The sequence below is a fragment of the Pseudomonas alvandae genome (genome assembly GCF_019141525.1).
Lineage (GTDB): Bacteria > Pseudomonadota > Gammaproteobacteria > Pseudomonadales > Pseudomonadaceae > Aquipseudomonas > Aquipseudomonas alvandae.
The window spans coordinates 3,403,694-3,422,199 of record NZ_CP077080.1 but is presented as its reverse complement, the minus strand read 5'-3'; the positions used below and the strand labels follow the sequence as shown (position 1 = coordinate 3,422,199).

Here is an 18,506-nt window from a genome sequence, read left to right as displayed (position 1 = left end):
TCAGTCTTGCGGACCTGGCAGGCGCAAGGCCAACAGCAGGTAACTCAGGCTCTTGCCGTGGCGGTCCAGGCCGCAACTGCGGTTCACGCCGCCTTCCAGGGCATCCTCCAGGACGAAGTTCAGTGCGTTCAGGTTCGGCAGTTCATAGCGGTGCACCCTGGAGGGTTGTCGCGTCGCGAATTGCTCGGCGACCCGCTCGCAGGTCAACGTCTGTAGCAACCAGGCGTAGTGGGCCGCGTCGTGGGGAAACACCGCGATGCTGAGGATGTTGCCTTTGTCGCCAGCACGGGCGTGAGCGAAATCGGCGAGGGTAACGAGGTTCATCAGTACCACTCCAGAGTCGTGTGGATTTCATCGCGCGGCAGCAGGAAACTTCGCGTGGTGACGGCCTCGACGAGATGTCGTCGCACGCCACCGCCGCCTGCCGGTCCGTTGGTGTAGAGCGACTCCACTTCGACCAACAGCGTTTCTACCAGCGGTCGGTCGCTGTGGGTCAGGCCGATGCGTACGCGCACATCCTCCAGGGCCGGGGCCTGGGCGAGTTGCTGTTGCAGATAGCGACCGCCCTGGTCGTTGAACAGGCTGGCGACGCCGGAAATATCGATCCAGGGCTGCAGGCCTGGCGCCAATCGGTCGAAACGTTCCAGCAGAATTTCTCGCGCCAAGGCCGCACGCGCCAAGGCGCCGGGGCCGGCATAAGATATTTCCGCCTCGCCAAACCACAGGCCGCGCACGCCTGCCAAGCCTTTCAGGGTCTCGGGGCGCGGATGGCCGAGCAGGCCGTTGAGCTCGACACGGTCTTCGCCCAGGTCCTGCACGCGGGCTTCGCCAAGGTCCAGTACAACGTCCGGCGTCAGGTAGCGTCGTGGGTCGTGGACTTCGTAAAGAAGCTGCTCCTTCACAGTCTGCTCGCTGACCCGGCCGCCGCTGTCGCGGGTCTTGCCGATGATCAAGCGGCCGTCCTCGTGGATCTCGGCAATCGGACAACCGAGATTCGCCGGGTCTGGAATGTCTTTCATGCCGGGGTGGGCAAAATAGCCACCGGTGACCTGGGTACAGCACTCCAGCAAGTGTCCAGCCGCCGTCGCTACCGCGATTTTCTGCCAATCGTCGGCTTTCCAACCCAACCCGTGGCGGATCGCACCGACGGCCAGCGAGGGGTCGGCGACACGGCCGCACAGGACGATGCCGGCACCGTCGGTCAACGCCTGGACGATACCGTCGGCGCCGGTGTAGACGTTTACGGATACAGGCTGTTCCTGCGGATCGGACGACAGCCATCGTGCGTAGCGCGCAGGTGTTTCGTCCAAGAGGTCGTCACCCAGCACGCAAGCGATCTTCAGCCCAGGGAAACGACCCGCCAGGGCGTGGCGCAATCGCTGGGCGGCAGCCCTAGGATTGGCGGCGCCGCCGTTGGTGATGATCGGGATGCCGGCTTCGATGCAAAGGTCCAGCATGGGCTCGAGAAAATCGAACAATCGGGCGGAATAACCGGCCTGCGGGTCGAGACGCTTGCGCAATTGCGCCTCGGCCAGGGTCCGTTCCGCCAACAGCTCCAGCATGATGTAGCGTTGGCCGCTGCGTTGTGCCAGGTCCTGGGCCAGGCGCAGGGCGGCGTCAGGCCGGTCATTGGCGAAACCGGCGCCACACCCGACGAGAATTGTTTTTGTCATGTCCGTTTTCCACTGAAGGGTGGCCCTATAGTGGAGACGCTGGATTGTTCTGTGAATTTTAAAGGTAGAATCAATTGATCCATTAATTTTATGAGTGGGCCATGAACGTCTCCTTCCGCCAGCTTCGCGCCTTCATCCTGATCGCTGAAACCTCCAGTTTTACCCGCACGGCCGAGCAACTGCACCTGTCCCAGCCGGCGCTGAGCTACAGCATCCGCAAACTGGAAGAGAGCATGGGTTTGCAGTTGCTCGCGCGTAACACCCGCAGCGTCGAGTTGACGCCCGCCGGTGAGCATTTCCTGCCCCAGGCCCGGCGCATGCTGCGGGACATGGACGACGCCGTGCGCGATGCCCGCGACACTCTCAGCTTGAGCCGTGGCACGCTCCGGCTGGCGGCGCTGCCGACCGCCGCCGCTTCATTCCTGCCGGTGGTTATCGCCTCGTTCCAGCGTGAGCACCCAGGCGTGAAGGTGCATCTTCTGGATGGTCGCGCCGGGGAAATCATGGGTTGGGTGCAGCGCGGCGAGGTGGACGCCGGCATCAGTTCGTTGCCGGACGACTTGTCAGGCTTGAGCTTCGAGCGCCTGCTGGATGACAACCTGGTCCTGCTCAGCCACAAGGATCATCACCGCGACTGGAAACAGCAGCCCTATATCGCCCTGACGCCGGACACCAGCATCCGGCCGTTGGCCGACGCGGCGTTGCGTTATTTGAATGTCGATCCGTTCCCCGCCTGGGAAGTGGCGCACATGAGCACGGCCACGGCGCTGGTCCGCGAGGGGCTGGGGTTTTCCTTGTTGCCGGCCAGTTGCACGGCGGTGTTCAACATCGGTGAGCAGTGCGCGGTCACTGCCATTGATCAACCGGCAAAACGCTCGATTGGCTTGCTGCAGCGCAAGCCGGTGGCCCCGTCACCGTCGTTAAGCCAGTTCATGGGGCATGTGCGGCGGGTATTGCGGCAGGAGTAAGACCCGATGCGCTGCCATCGCGAGCAAGCTCGCTCCCACACTGATTGCGGCATCCCTTTGTGGGAGCGAGCTTGCTCGCGATGGCGAAAGCACGGTCAACATAACTACTGAGTACCAAACATCGCCGTCCAATAAATCCCCGCATCGCTCTTCGGGTCCATCGCATACCCGGCCCCCAACTCGCGAAATTGCGGATTCATCAAGTTGGCGCAGTGCCCCGGGCTCGCCAGCCAGCCGTCCACCACCTTCAACGCCGTGTCCTGCCCGGCGGCGATGTTTTCGCCGATGACCTGCGCCAGGTAACCGGCCAGTTCGGCGCGATCGCCCGGCATGCGCCCATCGCGGTCCTTGTGGTCGAAGAAATTGTTGTTGGCCATGGCGCGGGTGTGATTCACCGCAGCCAGGGCCAGATCGGCGTTCCAGGCCAGCGGTGTCGTGGCGGCGAACGCTTCGGTGCCGCAGCGGCGTGGCTGCGCGCGGGCGCTATTGATCAGCTTGAGCAGTTTCTGGCCTTCGGCCTGCCAATCCCCGAGGCGCGCCGACAACAGTGGGCGAGCCAGCACGATGCGCCATTCCCGGTCCAGTCGACTCACGCCGATGTCCACGAACTGCGGGTCCAGCACGACTTGGCAAAAACTTTCCTGTACAGCCTTCATCGCAGCCTGGGCGTCCCGAGGACCGGACAGGCTGATGGCCTGCACGTTGACCATCGGATAGGCCGCCCGCGCCAACGCTTGCTGCAAATCGCCGATGCCATTGGCCGACAGGATCAACCGTGAATCCATAGCCAGCGGCGGCAGCTCCAGGGAAGCCTGGCCCGCGCAGCTTTGGGATTGGCTGCGGTAAAGATTGATGGACTCGACCAGTTGCGTCTCTTCGGTGGCTGCGGCATTGGCGGCAAAGGCCAGTCCCAGCGACAGCGCGGCAAGACGCATGACGGAAAAAATGGCACGCATGTAAATCTCCCTTGAGCGGACGGCGCCTATGATGCGCAATTTTTGCCCGGCTGGGGCAACGGTATTCACGCTCTCTTGAAATCCCTTGGAACGGCACCGTTGGGTACCGTTCGGGATGATCCTCAAGTAGTGGGATCAATTTTCAGGCGAATAGGTCCATTTTCGTCGTCTCAAGGCCATAAAACTTCAGGATCGTCAGCTCATCCAGTTACCGCCGTCGACGTTATAGGTCTGGGCTACCACATATTCGCTGTCGGCCGAAGCCAGGAAAATCGCCATGCCAACCAGATCCTGCGCGGTGCCCATCCGGCCATAAGGCACCTGTTGCCCGACCTGACGCTTCTTTTCGCCCAAGGGCAGGTTTTCATGACGGGCGAACATTGCGTCGACGCCGTCCCAGTGTTCACCGTCCACCACCCCTGGCGCAATGGCGTTGACATTGATCCGATGCTTGATCAAATCCAGCCCGGCGGATTGGGTCACGCTGATCACGGCAGCCTTGGAGGCACAGTAGACCGCCACCAGGGCCTCGCCACGGCGGCCGGCCTGGCTCGCCATGTTGATGATCCGGCCGCCGTGGCCCTGGCGGATCATCTGGCGGGCGGCGGCTTGCAGCGTGAACAGTGCGCCGGCGACGTTGATGGAGAACAGCCGCTCGTAGCTCTCCCGGGTGATCTCGACGATGGGCGCCAGGTCGAACAGCGCCGCATTGTTGATCAAGATGTCCAACTTGCCTGCCCGGGCCACGACGGAATCGATGGCCTGGTCGATTGATGCCTGATCGGTCACGTCCATCCTGACGGCATAGGCGCTGTCGCCCAATTCAGCGGCAGTCTCCCGGGCCCGATCCAGGTCGATATCGGCGATCGCCACAGTGGCGCCTTCATCGACATAGGCCTGGGCGAACGCCTTGCCAATGCCACGGGCAGCACCGGTGACCAGCGCGCTTTTTCCTTGCAGTCGTTTCATGGGGGAGATCCTGTCCTGAATAAAAAAATGTGTGTCTGTGAACCGTTGTGGTGAGGGAGCAAGCTCCCTCACCACGGGAATGGCCATGCCATTATTTCTTTGGGTATCCGGCCCGTTTCATTTCTCGTTCGGTGCTCGATTGCGCCGACGCCAGGGCTTGTTCCACGGATATCTGGCCAGTGAGCGCGGCGGTAAACAGCTTGCCAACCGATGTACCAATGGCCTGGAACTCGGGAATGGTCACGTACTGGATGCCCACGTAAGGCACTGGCTTGGCCGTGGGGTGCGCCGGGTCGGCTTTCTGCATCATTTGCAGCGTGATTCGCGCAAAGGGCGCGGCGTTCAGGTAGGCGTCGTTGTACGTGGAGGTACGAGTGCCGGGTGGCACGTTGCTGATGCCATCCTCTTTGGCAACCAATTGCACGTAGTCTTTGGAGGTGGCCCAAGTGACGAAAGACTTGGCGGCGTCCTTATGGCGGGAGCTGGTTGGAATTGCCAGCGACCATGCGTACAGCCAGGACGCGCCTTTGTCTGTCACTTGCGTAGGAGTCGCGGCGAAGCCGACGCGGTCGGCCACCTTGCTCTGGCTGGTGTCGGTGATGAACGAGCCGGCGACGCTTGCATCGACCCAAATGGCGCACTTGCCGCTGTTGAACAACGCCAGGGTTTCGTTGAAACCATTGCTGGTCAGCCCCGGCGGTCCATATTTCTTTAGCGTATCGACGTAAAAGCTCGCGGCGGCCTTCCATTCCGGGCTATCGAATTGCGGCTTCCACTGCTCATCGAACCAACGAGCCCCGAACGTGTTGGCCAGGGTACTGAGCAAGGCGATGTTCTCGCCCCAGCCGGCCTTGCCGCGAAGGCACAGGCCGTACTGATCCTTGTCGGGCTGATGAAGCTTGGCCGCGTATTCGCCAAGCTGGCCCCACGTGGGGTGCCCGGGCATGCTGAGCCCGGCCTGCTTGAAGAGATCGGTGCGGTAGTAGGTAACGGTGCTTTCGCCGTAAAAGGGCAGGGCGTAAAGGGTGCCGTTGACTGAAAGCCCCTGGCGCACCGAAGGAAATATGTCTTCCAGGTCATAGGCGGCGGGCAGGTTGGTCATCGGTTCGAGCCATTGCTTGGCGCCCCATAGCGGGGTTTCGTAGGTGCCGATGGTCAATACGTCGAATTGCCCGCCCTGGGTGGCGATATCGGTGGTCAGGCGTTGGCGCAGGACATTTTCTTCGAGCACCACCCAATTCAGCTTGATGTCCGGATGCTCGGCCTCGAATGCTTTCGAAAGCCTTTGCATGCGAATCATGTCGGCATTGTTGACGGTGGCGATGGTGATGGTTTCGGCGGCGTGGCCGGCCAGGGCGAAGGACAGCCCCGCGGACATGACGAGCGCCTTGCGCAGCATTTTCATGGGTTTCTCCAGAGCTGCGCCTGGGCGCAGGATTATTATTGTTGGAAAGCCATGGAGGCAGGACCGACCTGCCAGCCGTCAATGGCAAGCCGATTACATCAGCGCCGTCAAAGGCCGACAAATGCGAAAAGGATCGACTGCAGGTACTTTTTTAACCTCGGCGGGCACTGTTAAAAAAGTATCAGTGGCCGGTCGGTTCAAGGCTGGCGTACCGCTGTGCGATCGACGTAAGGTGCCGGCTATAACGATAAAGAGGCGCGACATGCCTGATCACCGAACGCTCCTGTACGACCAGCGACCGGCCGAACTGGAAGTCATCCTGCCCGAGCCCGAACACAGCTTTCGCTGGTACGAGCATGACTATCCCTACGCGATGGCGCGCTGGAACCATCACCCGGAATTCGAGATCCACTTGATTCGCCACGGCAGCGGCAGGCTCCTGGCAGGTGACTACATCGGGCCCTTCGGCCCCGGTCATGTGGCAATGATCGGTCCGGATTTGCCCCACGACTGGATGGGGGACCTGGCGCCGGGCGAGTGCCTGGCTGGGCGCGACGTGGTGTTGCAGTTCGACGGTGCCACGCTGATGTCGATACGTCAGACGCTGCCGGAACTGGGTGATCTGCACAGGTTATTCGAGCGCGCCCGGCGAGGGCTGGCCTTCAGCGGCGACACAGCGCGCCAGGCGGCGTACCTGCTCGAAGCGATCGGACCGGCCCAGGGGCTGGCGCGCCTGGCATTGTTTTTCGAACTGCTCGATACCCTTGGCCGCGCCAGCGAGCGCGAGGTCCAATGCCTGGCAAGCCCGTGCTATGCGCCTGCCCTGGATGCCCGCAGCTCGGCGCGCATCCAGAAAGCCTTCGAATACCTGCAAGCCGAGCTCACCGGCGACCTTCGAGTGTCGGTGATCGCCCGGCAACTGGGCATGAGCGAACCTGGCTTCTCACGATTTTTCAAACGCATCACCGGTCACGGATTCATCGACCTGATGCGCAAGCTCCGCGTCCAGCGTGCCTGTCGATTGCTGTCCCACAGTGAAATGGCCGTGACTGACATCTGTTTTGAAGTCGGCTACAACAACCTGTCCAACTTCAATCGGCACTTCCGCATCGAAACGAACCAGACGCCCAGCGACTATCGCCGTAGCGTCATGGCGGCGGGCACGACGGACTGAGCCTCAACAAAATCCGTGGCGAGGGAGCAAGCGCCCTCGCCACATGCCTGGACTTGGCTCATTCATCGCTCACGAGCTGATGCTTTTTCAACCGATAGGCGAACTGCGCCCGGCTCAGCCCCAGCGACCGAGCAGCCGCGGCGAGGTTGCCGTCGCTCATCTGCAAGGCTTCGTTGATCAGGCGTGATTCCAGGCCATCAATGCTGAAATCCGCTCCCGATTGGCGTAGGGACTGCAGCAGCGATGTTCCGGTCGTGCCATCGCTCGCTGCCTTGGCCGATGGCGAGAGCCCGCCGTTGCCATCGACCGAATACGCGTCCACGGGCAGTCGCTCATCGCGAAACAGGTGCACCAGGTCGATGGCCTGGCCTTCTTCGCTGGCAATCAAGCCGCGCTCGATAAGGTTCTGCAATTCCCGCACGTTGCCGGGGAAGTCATAGCGCAGCAGCATCTTCAAGGCGCGCATGGTCAGGCCCACGGGGGTACGGCCATATTCCAGGCAAAATCGCTTGAGGAAGGCATTGATCAGCAGAGGGACATCATCGCGGCGATCGCGCAAGGGCGGCAGGGCGATGGGGTAGACGTTAAGCCGGTAGAACAGGTCTTCACGAAAATCACCCTGCGCCACGGCTTTGCGCATGTCGATGTTGGTTGCCGCGACGACCCGCACATCGACCTTGATCCCATGTCCACCGCCGACTCGCTCGATTTCCCGTTCTTGCAATGCGCGCAGCAGCTTGCCTTGGCCAGCCAGGCTCAGGCAGGTGATCTCATCGAGGAACAACGTGCCGCCGTTGGCCCGCTCGAACCGGCCGGGACGAGAATGGGTGGCCCCGGTGTAGGCACCGCGCTCGACGCCGAACAGTTCGGCTTCGATCAGGTTGTCCGGGATGGCCGCACAGTTGAGTGCGATGAACGGACCGTCGCGGCGCCGGCTCAGTTGGTGCAGTTGGCGCGCGAACATTTCCTTGCCCACTCCGGACTCGCCGCTGACCAGGACGGTGGCGGGGGTCAGGGCCACTCGCTGCAGGGCCTGGGTGGCGGCATTGAATGTCGCACTCGCGCCGATCAAGGGCTGTTCACTGTCCGGCAGCGGGACGCTGCTGGCGACACCCTCGGTCCGTGCGCCCGGCTCCAGGGCCACCGCCGGTTGCGACGCGTTGAGGTAACTCAGGTCGCGCTCGATGTCGCCCCATTGCTCGGCGGTCTTGCCAACGACCCGGCAGCGCTCATGCCCCATGCCCCGGCATTCCACTTCGCGAAAGATCACCAGTTGCCCAAACAAGCCACTGACGAAACCGATGGCATAGCCCAACTCAGTCCAACACACCGGATCCTGCCCGGTGCCGAAGGCGGCGACATGCTCGTCGGCCTCGCAGGAGTGGTGCCAGAGAAACTCGCCTTCATAGAACCCCGAGTCCGCATCGAACTTGAAGTGCAGGGGTTCGACCTTGGTCATGCCCTCCAGCGTATGCAGGTGCGTGCCGGCGCGAAACACGGCGGCGGCATCGGCCCGTGGCCAGCGCTCGCGAATCAGCCGGGCGTCCCGCGCGCCAGAGGTGTAGCCCGTGCGAGTGAGCATGCCGCGCGCCTGTTCCAGCCCCTGGCGCCCGATGATTTCTCGGCGCAAAGCGCCGAACGACGAGCTGTGCAGCAGCAACATGCGCTGGTCGTTGAGCCAGATGCGCCCGTCGTCGGGAGAAAAGAACAGGCAGTCCGCCAACTCCGCCGGGGTGGGCGAGCTGCTGTCGTCCAGCGAGTTGCTGTCGCCCCTTGGACGAAACGGTTCGGCGGCGAAGCGATGATCCGGCAGCGGACAGTGGGGATTATTCATTGTTATGCCCCTGATGGCGGGATGATCGAAATGATCACCTGGCGAGATAGTTATTAAGCATAACTTTATCAAATGAACAAGCAGTGGCTGGCCAACGGCCAGGTTGCCGAATGACCCATCCGCGCCGCATAAGGCTGAGATCCCCAGGCCAGAGCCTTGCGCCAGGTTTATCCGGCGCTCTGGCACAAACCGGCACAGCGCTTGCTCAGGCACCCGTACGGCGTTTGCCTCGATGCCTTCCAGGCGCGGCGAACGATGACAACAACAAAGAGCCGGGAGTTTTAAATGTCTGCATCCAAAAGCCAACTGCTGTCCCAGGTGATCGAGTCGGAATGTGTCTTCAACGGTGATTGGGTGAAGGCCTCGGGCCCGATGCATTCGATTATCGAACCGGCCACGGGTGAGCGGCTGATGTACAGCGCCACCGCCGACACCGCCGACATAGCCAAGGCCAGTCGCGATGCTGCCTTGGCCCAACCGGCATGGGCGGCGCTGGGCCCGCGGCAACGCGCGGCGATCTTCCGCAAGGCCGCCGACGTGGCCGAGCAGGCCTTTGACGAACTGGCGCTGTACGTCGCCCGGGAAACCGGCGCGGCGCTGTTCAAGGGGCAGCATGAGGTACGCGAAGCGATCGTGTTGCTGCATCAGGCAGCGGGCATGTTGTCCCAGGCCCACGGGGTGGTGCTGCCCAGCGAAGCCGGGCGCTTGTCTTATGCGCGTCGCCAGCCACATGGCGTGGTCGGGGTGATTTCGCCCTTCAACTTTCCCCTGGTGCTGTCCATGCGCTCTGTCGCGCCGGCCCTGGCGGCGGGCAACGCGGTGGTGCTCAAGCCGGACGCGCAGACCCCGGTGAGTGGCGGTTTTCTCATTGCCCGGTTGTTCGAAGCCGCAGGCTTGCCCAAAGGCTTGCTGCAGGTGTTGCCCGGGGCGGCGGACGCCGGTGAGGCGCTGTGTCGTGATCCCAACGTGCGCATGATCGCGTTTACCGGTTCCACCGGTGCCGGTCGCAAGGTCGCTGAAGTGGCCGGGCGCAACCTGAAGAAAGTCGCGCTGGAGCTGGGCGGCAAGAACCCGCTGATCATTCTGGAAGACGCCGACCTCGACCTTGCGGCCCGTAACGCGGCCTGGGGCGCCTGGCTGCACCAAGGCCAGATTTGCATGGCCACCGGTTTGATCCTTGCCCATGAATCCATCGCTGCAGAGCTGACCCGCCGACTCGTGGAGAAGGCCCAGGCCTTGACCGTCGGCAACGCCGCCCAGGGCGAAGCGGCGCTGGGGCCGCTGATCAATCAGCGCCAGTTGCAACGGGTCCATGACATCGTCAGCGACAGCGTGCGCGCCGGGGCGCGACTGGAAACCGGTGGCAATCACGATCGGCTGTTTTATCAGCCCACCGTGCTCAGCGGCGTGAAGCCCGGCATGCGGGCCTTCGACGAGGAGGTGTTCGGGCCTGTGGCAACGGTGGTCAGCTTCGCCACCGATGACGAAGCCATCGAATTGGCCAATCGCACCGAGTACGGCTTGGCGGCGGCGGTCATTTCACCGTCGGTGGGCCGGGCCATGGCGATCGGTGAGCGCTTGCAGTGCGGCCTGTTGCACATCAATGACCAGACCGTCGCCGACGAGTGCATCAACCCGTTCGGCGGGCGCGGCGCCTCGGGCAATGGCGGCAATGTGGGCGGTCCGGCGGACTGGGATGAGTACACCCAATGGCAGTGGGTGACGGTCAAGGACAAGGCGCCCATCTACCCGTTCTGACAAGCCGGTTGTATCGGGGCGGATGAGCTGAAGGCCCTGCGAGCAGACAACAATAACAAGAGGACTCAACATGAAACTCGACAACAAGATTGTGCTGGTAACCGGCGTCTCGTCGGGCATCGGCGCCGCCACGGCGAGCCTGCTGCGAGCCCAGGGCGCCCAGGTGATCGGCGTCGACCTCAAGGCGCCGCACATGACCCTGGACGGTTTTGTGCAGGGCGATTTGAGCAGCGCCGAGCACATCGACAGGCTGCTGCCGCAGCTGCCCGCGCGGTTCGACAGCCTCTGCAACATTGCCGGGGTGCCGGGCACCGCCGATCCGCAACTGTTGGCGCGGGTCAACTACCTCGGCTTGCGTCACTTGAGCCAAGCGTTGCTGCCGCGCATCAACGCGGGCGGCAGCATCGTCAACATCGCCTCGATCCTGGGTGCCGAATGGCCATTGCGCCTGGAACAGCACAAGGCGCTGGCACGCCTCGAAGGTTTCGCCGCCGGGCAAGCCTGGCTGGCCGAGCATCCGGTGCCGGCCCCGACCTGTTACCAGTACTTCAAGGAAGCCTTGATTGTCTGGACCTATGTGCAGGCCCAGCCCTGGTTCCTCGAACATTCGGTGCGCATGAACAGCGTCGCGCCAGGCCCGGTCTTTACCCCCATTCTCGATGATTTCGTGAGCATGCTCGGCGAGGCCCGGACCCAGGCCGATGCCCATCGCATGAAACGTCCCGCCTACGCCGATGAGGTGGCGGCGGTGATCGCCTTCCTGTGTGCCGAAGAATCGCGCTGGATCAACGGCGTCAACCTGCCGGTCGATGGAGGATTGGCATCCACCTACATCTGAAGGGCTTATCCGTAGCACGCGGCGCAAGCCGCTATCCGAAAATAACAATAATGAGAAGCCTCCATGGATAACGTCAAAGATTGCCTTGGTTTCAAGCAGTGCGCCCTGTTCCTGGCGTTATGCAGCGCGGGTGTGATGGTCGAGACGGTCGAGGCCATGCAAATGGACCTGGGCGATTCCGACTGGAAACTGCGTTGGGACAACACCATCAAGTACAGCCAGGCCTGGCGCCTGCATGGGCAGGACAGTCGCTTGACCAACGCGCCCACCGCCAACGGCCTGTACCCGTCGATCCAGAGCCAGGGCGACAAGAATTTCAGCAGTGGCCTGGTCTCCAACCGCCTGGACCTGTTTTCCGAAATGGACCTCAGCCGGCAAAACTACGGGCTGCGGGTGAGCGGCGCGGCCTGGTACGACGACATCTACAACCAGGACACCGACAGCAGCGAACAACCGCATTTCCTCAGCGAAACCCGCAAGCTTCATGGTCGCGACGCGGAAATCCTCGACGCCTTCGTGTTCTTGCGCGGCGATCTGGGCGAAGACTCCCAAGGCGTCGCGCGCCTGGGCCGACACAGCCTGATCTACGGCGAAAGCCTGTTCTACGGCGGCAACGGCATCGCCAATGCCCAGGGGCCGACCGATGTGGTCAAGTTGCTCAGCGTGCCGGGCACACAATTCAAGGAAATCCTGCGGCCGGTCAATCAGATCTCCGGGCAGTTGCAGATCAACCCGCAGTTGTCGGTGGGCGCCTACTATCAGTTCGAGTGGGAGCGTTCCAACCTGCCCGGCGCCGGCAGCTACCTGAGCGATGCCGATCCCATCGGTTACGGCAGTGGTCCGCTGCGCGAAGTGTTCGGCAACGACACGGTGAATGGCGGCGACCTGAAACCGCGTAACTCGGGGCAGGGCGGTATGCAGATCCGCTTCAAACCGAGCGGCACTGAGTTGGAACTGGGTTTCTACGCGGCCCAGTACCATGACAAAGCGCCAATCGGCTTGTACGCCTATTTGGACGGCCCGGCAGCGGCGGCCAGCGGATTGCCGATCCTGGGGTCCTACCGCCAGGTCTATGCCGAAGACATCAAGACCGCTGGCATGAGCTTCTCCACGGCCTACGGCCCGTTCAACTTCGCCGGTGAAACCTCGGTGCGCTGGAACGCGCCGCTGGTGAGCAACCTGCAAGTGGTGGCTCCCGGCGTCGAAGCCGATGGTGGCGACAACGCGTTGTTTGCCAGGGGCAAGACCGCTCACGCCAACCTGTCGGCGATTTACCTGCTGTCGCCCACCGCGTTCTGGGACGGCGGCTCGGCCCTGGCTGAACTGGCGTGGAACCGCACCTTGAGCGTGACTGAAAACGCGGCCGCGCTGGACTCCAACACCACCCGCGATGCCACGGCGCTCCGCGTCCTGATGGAGCCGGCGTACTTCCAGATCATCGATGGGATCGACCTGACCGTGCCGATCGGGATGGGGATCGTGCTTGATGGGCGCTCCTCGGCGGTCAACAAGTCCGGCTTCGGCAATACCCACTCCGGCGACTGGAGCGTCGGGCTCAAGGCGACTTATCTGCAACGCTGGGACGTCGGCCTCAACTACGTGAATTTCTTTGGCGCACCGAAAGCCGGGCTGCGCGAGGACGGCAATTTCAGTTACGGACAGTCGTTGGCCGACCGCGACTTCGTCTCGCTCTACGTGAAAACCTCATTCTAATAAGGTGGATTCGCCATGCAGAACACAACATTCCTGAACACCTGCCTCCTGACCCTGGCGCTGGCCAGCACGGGCCTGGCGCAGGCGGCGGTGGCGCCTGATCAGGCCGCGCGCCTGAAAACCGACTTGACCCCCTTCGGCGCCGAGCGTGCCGCCAATGCCGATGGCAGCATTCCGGCCTGGCAGGGCGGCTACACCCAGGTTGCGCCCGGCTATAAACCGGGAGACAAACGACCGGACCCATTCGCCGGGGAAAAACCGCTGTACGCGATCAAGGCCTCGAACATCGAACAGTACGCAGGCGAACTGGCCGAAGGCACCAAGTTGTTGCTGAAGAAATACCCGGACTATCGCCTCGACGTGTACCCGACCCATCGGTCGGCGGCCGCGCCGCAATGGGTCTATGACAACACCGGCAAGAACGCCACCCGCGCCACGCTGGACGTGGACAGCGAAAAAGTCTCCAACGCCTACGGTGGCATTCCATTCCCGATCCCGGAAAACGGTGCGCAAGTGTTGTGGAACTACCGCTTGTCCTGGCAGGGCGGTGACACCATCAGCTCGCCGTTCGATACCTGGCTGATGACCGCTGGTGGCAAGAAAGTCCAGGCGACCCGGGCCCAATACACGTACCAGTTTCCCTACTACGTCGAAGGCGGCAGCCCGGAAAACTATTCGGGCAAGTACCTGCTGGGCAAGCTGTTCACCGAGTTGCCGTCGTCCAAGGCCGGCGAAGGCCTGATGACCCATTGGGACCTGGACCCGGCCAACCGTGCGGCCTGGCAGTACCTGGTCGGCCAGCGCCGGGTTCGCCGGGCGCCGAACATTGCCTATGACACGCCGGACTTCGTGACCTCTGGCGTCGGCCTGTTCGACGAAGCGTTCATGCTGTTCGGGCCGACCGATCGCTACGACCTCAAGCTGGTGGGCAAGAAAGAGCTGATCGTCCCTTACAACAATAACCGCGCCGCACTGGCCAAGAGCGACGATCTGGTCAGGGTGAATTTCCTCAACCCGGATCTGGTGCGCTGGGAGAAACATCGGGTCTGGGTGGTCGAGGCCACGCTCAAATCCGGCAAGCGCCATGTCGTGCCGCGCCGCACCTACTACGTCGACGAAGACTCCTGGCAGATCCTGATGGCCGACGGTTATGACGCCCAAGGCAAACTCGGTCGGCAGATGTATTCGTTGACGCTGCTGGCGCCAGACCTGCCGGCCCTGACCGCACAGGTCATGTGGGGCAGCTACAACCTCGACACCGGGGCCTATTTCCTCAACTCATCGAGCAACGACCTGGCGGTTCAGTACCAGAAAGTCGCCAAGCCTTCGGCGTCGTATTTCACGCCGGACGCCATGGCCAACGAAAACATGCGCTGAACCTGTGGCGGCCGTGTCGCGGCAAATGCGCCGTGGCCGCTTGTGATTTTCCAGGCGAGATAAAGACATGAGCGTTGAAAGAATCTTTGCACGGCGCGGTCCGCTACGGAGCGTTTGCGCCTTGGCGTTGTGCCTGTTGGCGAGCGGGCCCTGGGTCGCGCAGGCCACGACATTGGCCGTGCTGCAGCAACCGGCGATACCGACGGCCAAGGCCCAGCGCGCGGTATTGCTGGGGCTGACCCGGGCCGGCGAACGCCTGGTGGCGGTCGGCGAGCGTGGGATCGTGCTGCTTTCGGATGACGCTGGCGTCAGTTGGCGCCAGGCCCAGGTGCCGGTCAGCGTCAGCCTGACGGCGGTGCAATTCGTCGATGCCGAGCAGGGCTGGGCGGTCGGTCACCTGGGGGTGGTGCTGCATACCCAGGACGGCGGTGAAACCTGGCAAAAACAACTCGACGGCGAGCGCGCCATCGCGCTGGCGGTGCACGTTGCCGAGCGCGACGCCCATCAACCGGGCGGCGCCGGCAACCTGGCCCAGGCCCGGCACATGCTCGAGGACGGACCGGATAAACCGTTCTTGGACCTGTACTTCAGCGACCGCCTGCACGGCTACGTGGTAGGTGCCTACAACCAGATCTACCGCACCGACGACGGCGGGCGAAGCTGGCAACCGTGGATGCAACATGTCGACAATCCCCAAGGGTTGAACCTGTATGGCATCCGCGCCCTGGGCAACGATCTGTTGCTGGTGGGAGAGCGCGGCTTGCTGTTGCGTTCGACCAATGCCGGACAGTCATTCCAGGCGCTGAAATCCCCTTACGAGGGCAGCTTTTTCGGCCTGCTCGCGACGCGTGATGGGGCCTTGATTGCCTACGGCCTGCGGGGAAATGCCTGGCGCTCCGATGACCGTGGCAACAGCTGGCGACGTCTTGATACCGGTCTCGAATCGACTCTGGCGACTGCCGTGGAACTGCGCGACGGCAGCCTGTTGTTGGCCAGCCAGAGTGGCGAGCTGCTCTTCAGTCATGACCAGGGCCACAGTTTTGACAAACGCCAGGTTCGCAGCGGCGGCACTGTCGCTGCCGTGCAACAGGCGGTCGACGGCAGCCTGGCCAGCGTCGGCTTGAGCGGCGTGGCCGCTGACCAGGACCCACGGGCGTCCGGCAAACCTTGAAACTTCACGGTGTAGCGCTATCGAGCCACGGCTCGCGCAACAGGAGTCAACCTTGAAAGACGACAAAACCCAAACCGTGATCGGCCGCCAGGAAGACTTCGACCGGGCGTCGGGCAACTTCGCCGAGCGAGCGATCTTCAACCATCGACCGCTGGTGGTCCTCCTGTGCCTGTTGGTGACGCTGGTGCTCGGTTGGCAAGCCACGCGCATCGGTATCAACGCCAGTTATGAGAAGACCATTCCCACCGAGCATCCCTACGTTGCCAATTTCCTCGAGAATCGCAGTGAACTGAGCGGCCTGGGCAACTCGCTGCGCATCGCTGTGGAAGTCAGGGAGGGGAGCATCTTCACCAAGGACTACCTCGACACCTTGGCCAAGCTCAACGACGAACTCTACCTGCTGCCGGGTGTGGATCGGCCCTACATGAAATCACTGTGGACGCCGACCACGCGCTGGACCGCCGTGACGGAAGAGGGGCTGGACGGCGGCACGGTGATTCCCGATGACTACGATGGGTCGGCGACCAGCCTTGAACAAGTGCGGATCAACGTGGCCCGCTCCGGCGAAGTGGGTCAATTGGTCGCCGGCAACTTCAAGTCCAGTGTGATCTTCGTGCCGTTGCTGGAGATCAATCCACAGACCGGCAAGGCGCTGGACTATGGCGAGTTCTCACGGCAACTGGAGGCACTGCGAGACAAGTATCAAACCGCTGACCTGCGGATTCATATCACCGGGTTTACCAAGATCGTCGGCGACCTGATCGAAGGGATGACCCAAGTCCTGTTGTTCTTCGTGGTGGCGGTACTGGTGACGGTACTGGTGCTGTTTGGCTACACACGTTGCGCGCGCAGCACCTTGGTGGTGGTGATCTGTTCGCTGGCCGCCGTGCTTTGGCAACTGGGCCTGCTGGCCTTGCTCGGTTATGAGCTGGACCCATATTCGGCACTGGTGCCGTTCCTGGTGTTCGCCATCGGCATGAGCCATGGCGCGCAGAAGATGAACGGCATCATGCAGGACATCGGCCGTGGCACCCACCGGGTGGTCGCCGCGCGCTATACCTTCCGCCGATTGTTCGCCGCCGGCATTACCGCCTTGCTCTGCGATGCGGTGGGCTTTGCGGTGCTGCTGCTGATCAACATCCGGGTGATCCAGGACCTGGCGATCACTGCCAGCCTCGGCGTAGCGGTGCTGATCTTCACCAACCTGATCCTGCTACCGATCCTGCTCAGCTACATCGGCGTCAGTCCGGCGGCGGCCCAACGCAGCCTGAGTGCGGAAACCACCGAACAGCAGGCGCAGATCAAGCATCCACTGTGGCGTGCGCTCGATCTGTTCACCCAACGGCGCTGGGCCGTTGGCGCCATGTTGACGGGTTTGCTGCTGGCCGCGTTTGGTTTTGCCGTGAGCCTGCACCTGAAGATCGGCGACCTGGACCCTGGCGCGCCGGAGCTGCGTGCCGACTCGCGCTACAACCGCGATGCGCTGTTCATGACGCAGAACTATGCGGCCAGCTCGGACATCTTCGTGGTCATGATCAAGACCCCGGAGGATCAATGCACCCGTTACGCCAGCCTGTCGGCGGTCGATGCGCTGGCCTGGCGATTGGAGCAATTGCCCGGAGTGGAATCGACCACTTCGATGGCGGCGCTGAGCAAGATCGCCACGGCGGGCTATAACGAGGGCAACTTCAAATGGTATGAACTGATCCCCAATGACGGCGCCCTGGGGGCCGTGCAAACCCGCGCGCCGCGAGAGCTGTTCAACCAGGGTTGTTCGATGCTGTCGCTGTACATCTACCTGGCCGATCACAAGGCCGACACCTTGAGCCGGGTGGTGGAGGCCAGTGAGCAATTTATCGCCGAGCACCGGGTGCCGGAGGTCAAGTTCATGCTGGCGGCCGGTAGCGCGGGGATCGAAGCGGCGACCAATATCGTCGTGAAGAAGTCCATGCGTGAGATGCTGTTCTGGGTCTACGGTGCGGTCAGTCTGTTGTGCCTGCTGACCTTCCGCAGCTGGCGCGCGACCCTTTGTGCGATGTTGCCGCTGATGCTCACGTCGATCCTGTGCGAGGCGCTGATGGTGGGGCTGGGCATGGGGGTGAAAGTGGCGACACTGCCGGTCATCGCGCTGGGCGTGGGCATTGGTGTTGATTATGCGTTGTATGTGTTGAGCGTGATCCTGGCTCGGATGCGGGCCGGCGATACCTTGGCCCAGGCGTATTACCAGGCGCTGCTGTTCACGGGGAAAGTGGTGTTGTTGACGGGTATGACGTTGGCTGTGGCGGTGTCGACCTGGGCGTTTTCGCCGATCAAGTTCCAGGCTGACATGGGGATTCTGCTGGCGTTCATGTTTTTGGTGAATATGCTGGGGGCTTTGATTCTGTTGCCGGCGTTGGCTTGGTGGTTGTTGCCGCGGGAGGTGTTTGCAAAAAAGCTTGAGGTGAGTCGGTGGGGGCGGTGGGTTCGGGGGTGATTTTCGGTTGGATGGCGTGTATATCCGTTATTTTTGTAACGGCTGCTGACGGTTCCGCTCTTACAGCGGCTCACTTTTGGAGAAGCGCCAAAAGTAAGCAAAAGCGCTTTGCCCCACCACTCGGCACCTCGCCTAGGCTCGGTGTGCCCTCACTCCGGCCTTGCTCCGTGGGCCCGCCGCGATGGGCCATCCATGGC

The 18,506-nt window shown here is 62.5% G+C and carries 14 protein-coding genes; 8 read left to right on the top strand and 6 right to left on the bottom strand.

Features of this window, described 5'->3' with window-relative positions; all coding sequences use genetic code 11:
- Together KSS97_RS15250 and KSS97_RS15245 are read right to left on the bottom strand one after the other, a co-directional pair.
- Positions 1-324 carry an AtuA-related protein gene (locus KSS97_RS15250; protein ID WP_030138937.1) on the bottom strand — a complete coding sequence of 108 codons (324 nt, stop codon included), beginning with the start codon at positions 322-324 and terminating at the stop codon, positions 1-3.
- The gene (locus KSS97_RS15245) at positions 324-1,673 is read right to left on the bottom strand and encodes an acyclic terpene utilization AtuA family protein (protein WP_217859509.1); all 1,350 of its coding nucleotides are present in this window, start codon (positions 1,671-1,673) and stop codon (positions 324-326) included. The genes KSS97_RS15250 and KSS97_RS15245 overlap by 1 nt, the downstream gene beginning before the upstream one ends.
- A 101-nt stretch (positions 1,674-1,774) precedes the next feature.
- Between KSS97_RS15245 and KSS97_RS15240 the strand changes: the two genes are divergently transcribed.
- Positions 1,775-2,641 (top strand): LysR family transcriptional regulator, encoded by an 867-nt coding sequence (locus KSS97_RS15240; protein WP_030138935.1) that lies wholly within the window; start codon positions 1,775-1,777, stop codon positions 2,639-2,641.
- Between the two features lie 104 nt (positions 2,642-2,745).
- On the opposite strand, the gene KSS97_RS15235 is transcribed toward KSS97_RS15240, so the two are convergent.
- The 3 genes from KSS97_RS15235 to KSS97_RS15225 form a co-directional block, all read right to left on the bottom strand.
- The gene (locus KSS97_RS15235) at positions 2,746-3,597 is read right to left on the bottom strand and encodes a CAP domain-containing protein (RefSeq protein WP_030138934.1); all 852 of its coding nucleotides are present in this window, start codon (positions 3,595-3,597) and stop codon (positions 2,746-2,748) included.
- Between the two features lie 195 nt (positions 3,598-3,792).
- Complete coding sequence (locus KSS97_RS15230; protein ID WP_030138933.1) at positions 3,793-4,566, bottom strand: L-iditol 2-dehydrogenase; 774 nt, start codon at positions 4,564-4,566, stop codon at positions 3,793-3,795.
- Between the two features lie 91 nt (positions 4,567-4,657).
- Positions 4,658-5,971 carry an ABC transporter substrate-binding protein gene (locus KSS97_RS15225; RefSeq protein ID WP_217859508.1) on the bottom strand — a complete coding sequence of 438 codons (1,314 nt, stop codon included), beginning with the start codon at positions 5,969-5,971 and terminating at the stop codon, positions 4,658-4,660.
- 262 nt (positions 5,972-6,233) lie between these two features.
- Here KSS97_RS15225 and KSS97_RS15220 point away from each other — a divergent pair, with 262 nt between their 5' ends.
- Complete coding sequence (locus KSS97_RS15220) at positions 6,234-7,145, top strand: AraC family transcriptional regulator (protein WP_217859507.1); 912 nt, start codon at positions 6,234-6,236, stop codon at positions 7,143-7,145.
- 58 nt (positions 7,146-7,203) lie between these two features.
- Here the strand turns inward: KSS97_RS15220 and KSS97_RS15215 are convergent, their stop codons facing one another.
- Positions 7,204-8,979 (bottom strand): sigma-54-dependent Fis family transcriptional regulator, encoded by a 1,776-nt coding sequence (locus KSS97_RS15215; protein WP_217859506.1) that lies wholly within the window; start codon positions 8,977-8,979, stop codon positions 7,204-7,206.
- A gap of 285 nt (positions 8,980-9,264) precedes the next feature.
- On the opposite strand from KSS97_RS15215, the gene KSS97_RS15210 reads away from it, so the two are divergent.
- The 6 genes from KSS97_RS15210 (at position 9,265) to KSS97_RS15185 (ending at position 18,309) form a co-directional block, all read left to right on the top strand.
- On the top strand, positions 9,265-10,737 hold the full coding sequence (locus KSS97_RS15210; RefSeq protein WP_217859505.1) for a benzaldehyde dehydrogenase: 1,473 nt from the start codon (positions 9,265-9,267) through the stop codon (positions 10,735-10,737).
- A 70-nt stretch (positions 10,738-10,807) separates the two neighbouring features.
- The gene (locus tag KSS97_RS15205) at positions 10,808-11,575 is read left to right on the top strand and encodes a coniferyl-alcohol dehydrogenase (protein ID WP_217859504.1); all 768 of its coding nucleotides are present in this window, start codon (positions 10,808-10,810) and stop codon (positions 11,573-11,575) included.
- Positions 11,576-11,638: 63 nt separating this feature from the next.
- Positions 11,639-13,288 (top strand): DUF1302 domain-containing protein, encoded by a 1,650-nt coding sequence (locus KSS97_RS15200; RefSeq protein ID WP_030138927.1) that lies wholly within the window; start codon positions 11,639-11,641, stop codon positions 13,286-13,288.
- 15 nt (positions 13,289-13,303) lie between these two features.
- Complete coding sequence (locus KSS97_RS15195) at positions 13,304-14,665, top strand: DUF1329 domain-containing protein (protein WP_217859503.1); 1,362 nt, start codon at positions 13,304-13,306, stop codon at positions 14,663-14,665.
- Positions 14,666-14,732: 67 nt separating this feature from the next.
- Positions 14,733-15,836: a WD40/YVTN/BNR-like repeat-containing protein gene (locus tag KSS97_RS15190; protein WP_217859502.1), complete on the top strand. Its 1,104-nt coding sequence runs from the start codon at positions 14,733-14,735 to the stop codon at positions 15,834-15,836.
- A 52-nt stretch (positions 15,837-15,888) separates the two neighbouring features.
- A complete protein-coding gene (locus tag KSS97_RS15185; RefSeq protein WP_217859501.1) occupies positions 15,889-18,309 on the top strand; it encodes an efflux RND transporter permease subunit in 2,421 nt (806 codons plus the stop codon).
- The last annotated feature ends 197 nt before the right edge of the window (positions 18,310-18,506 follow it).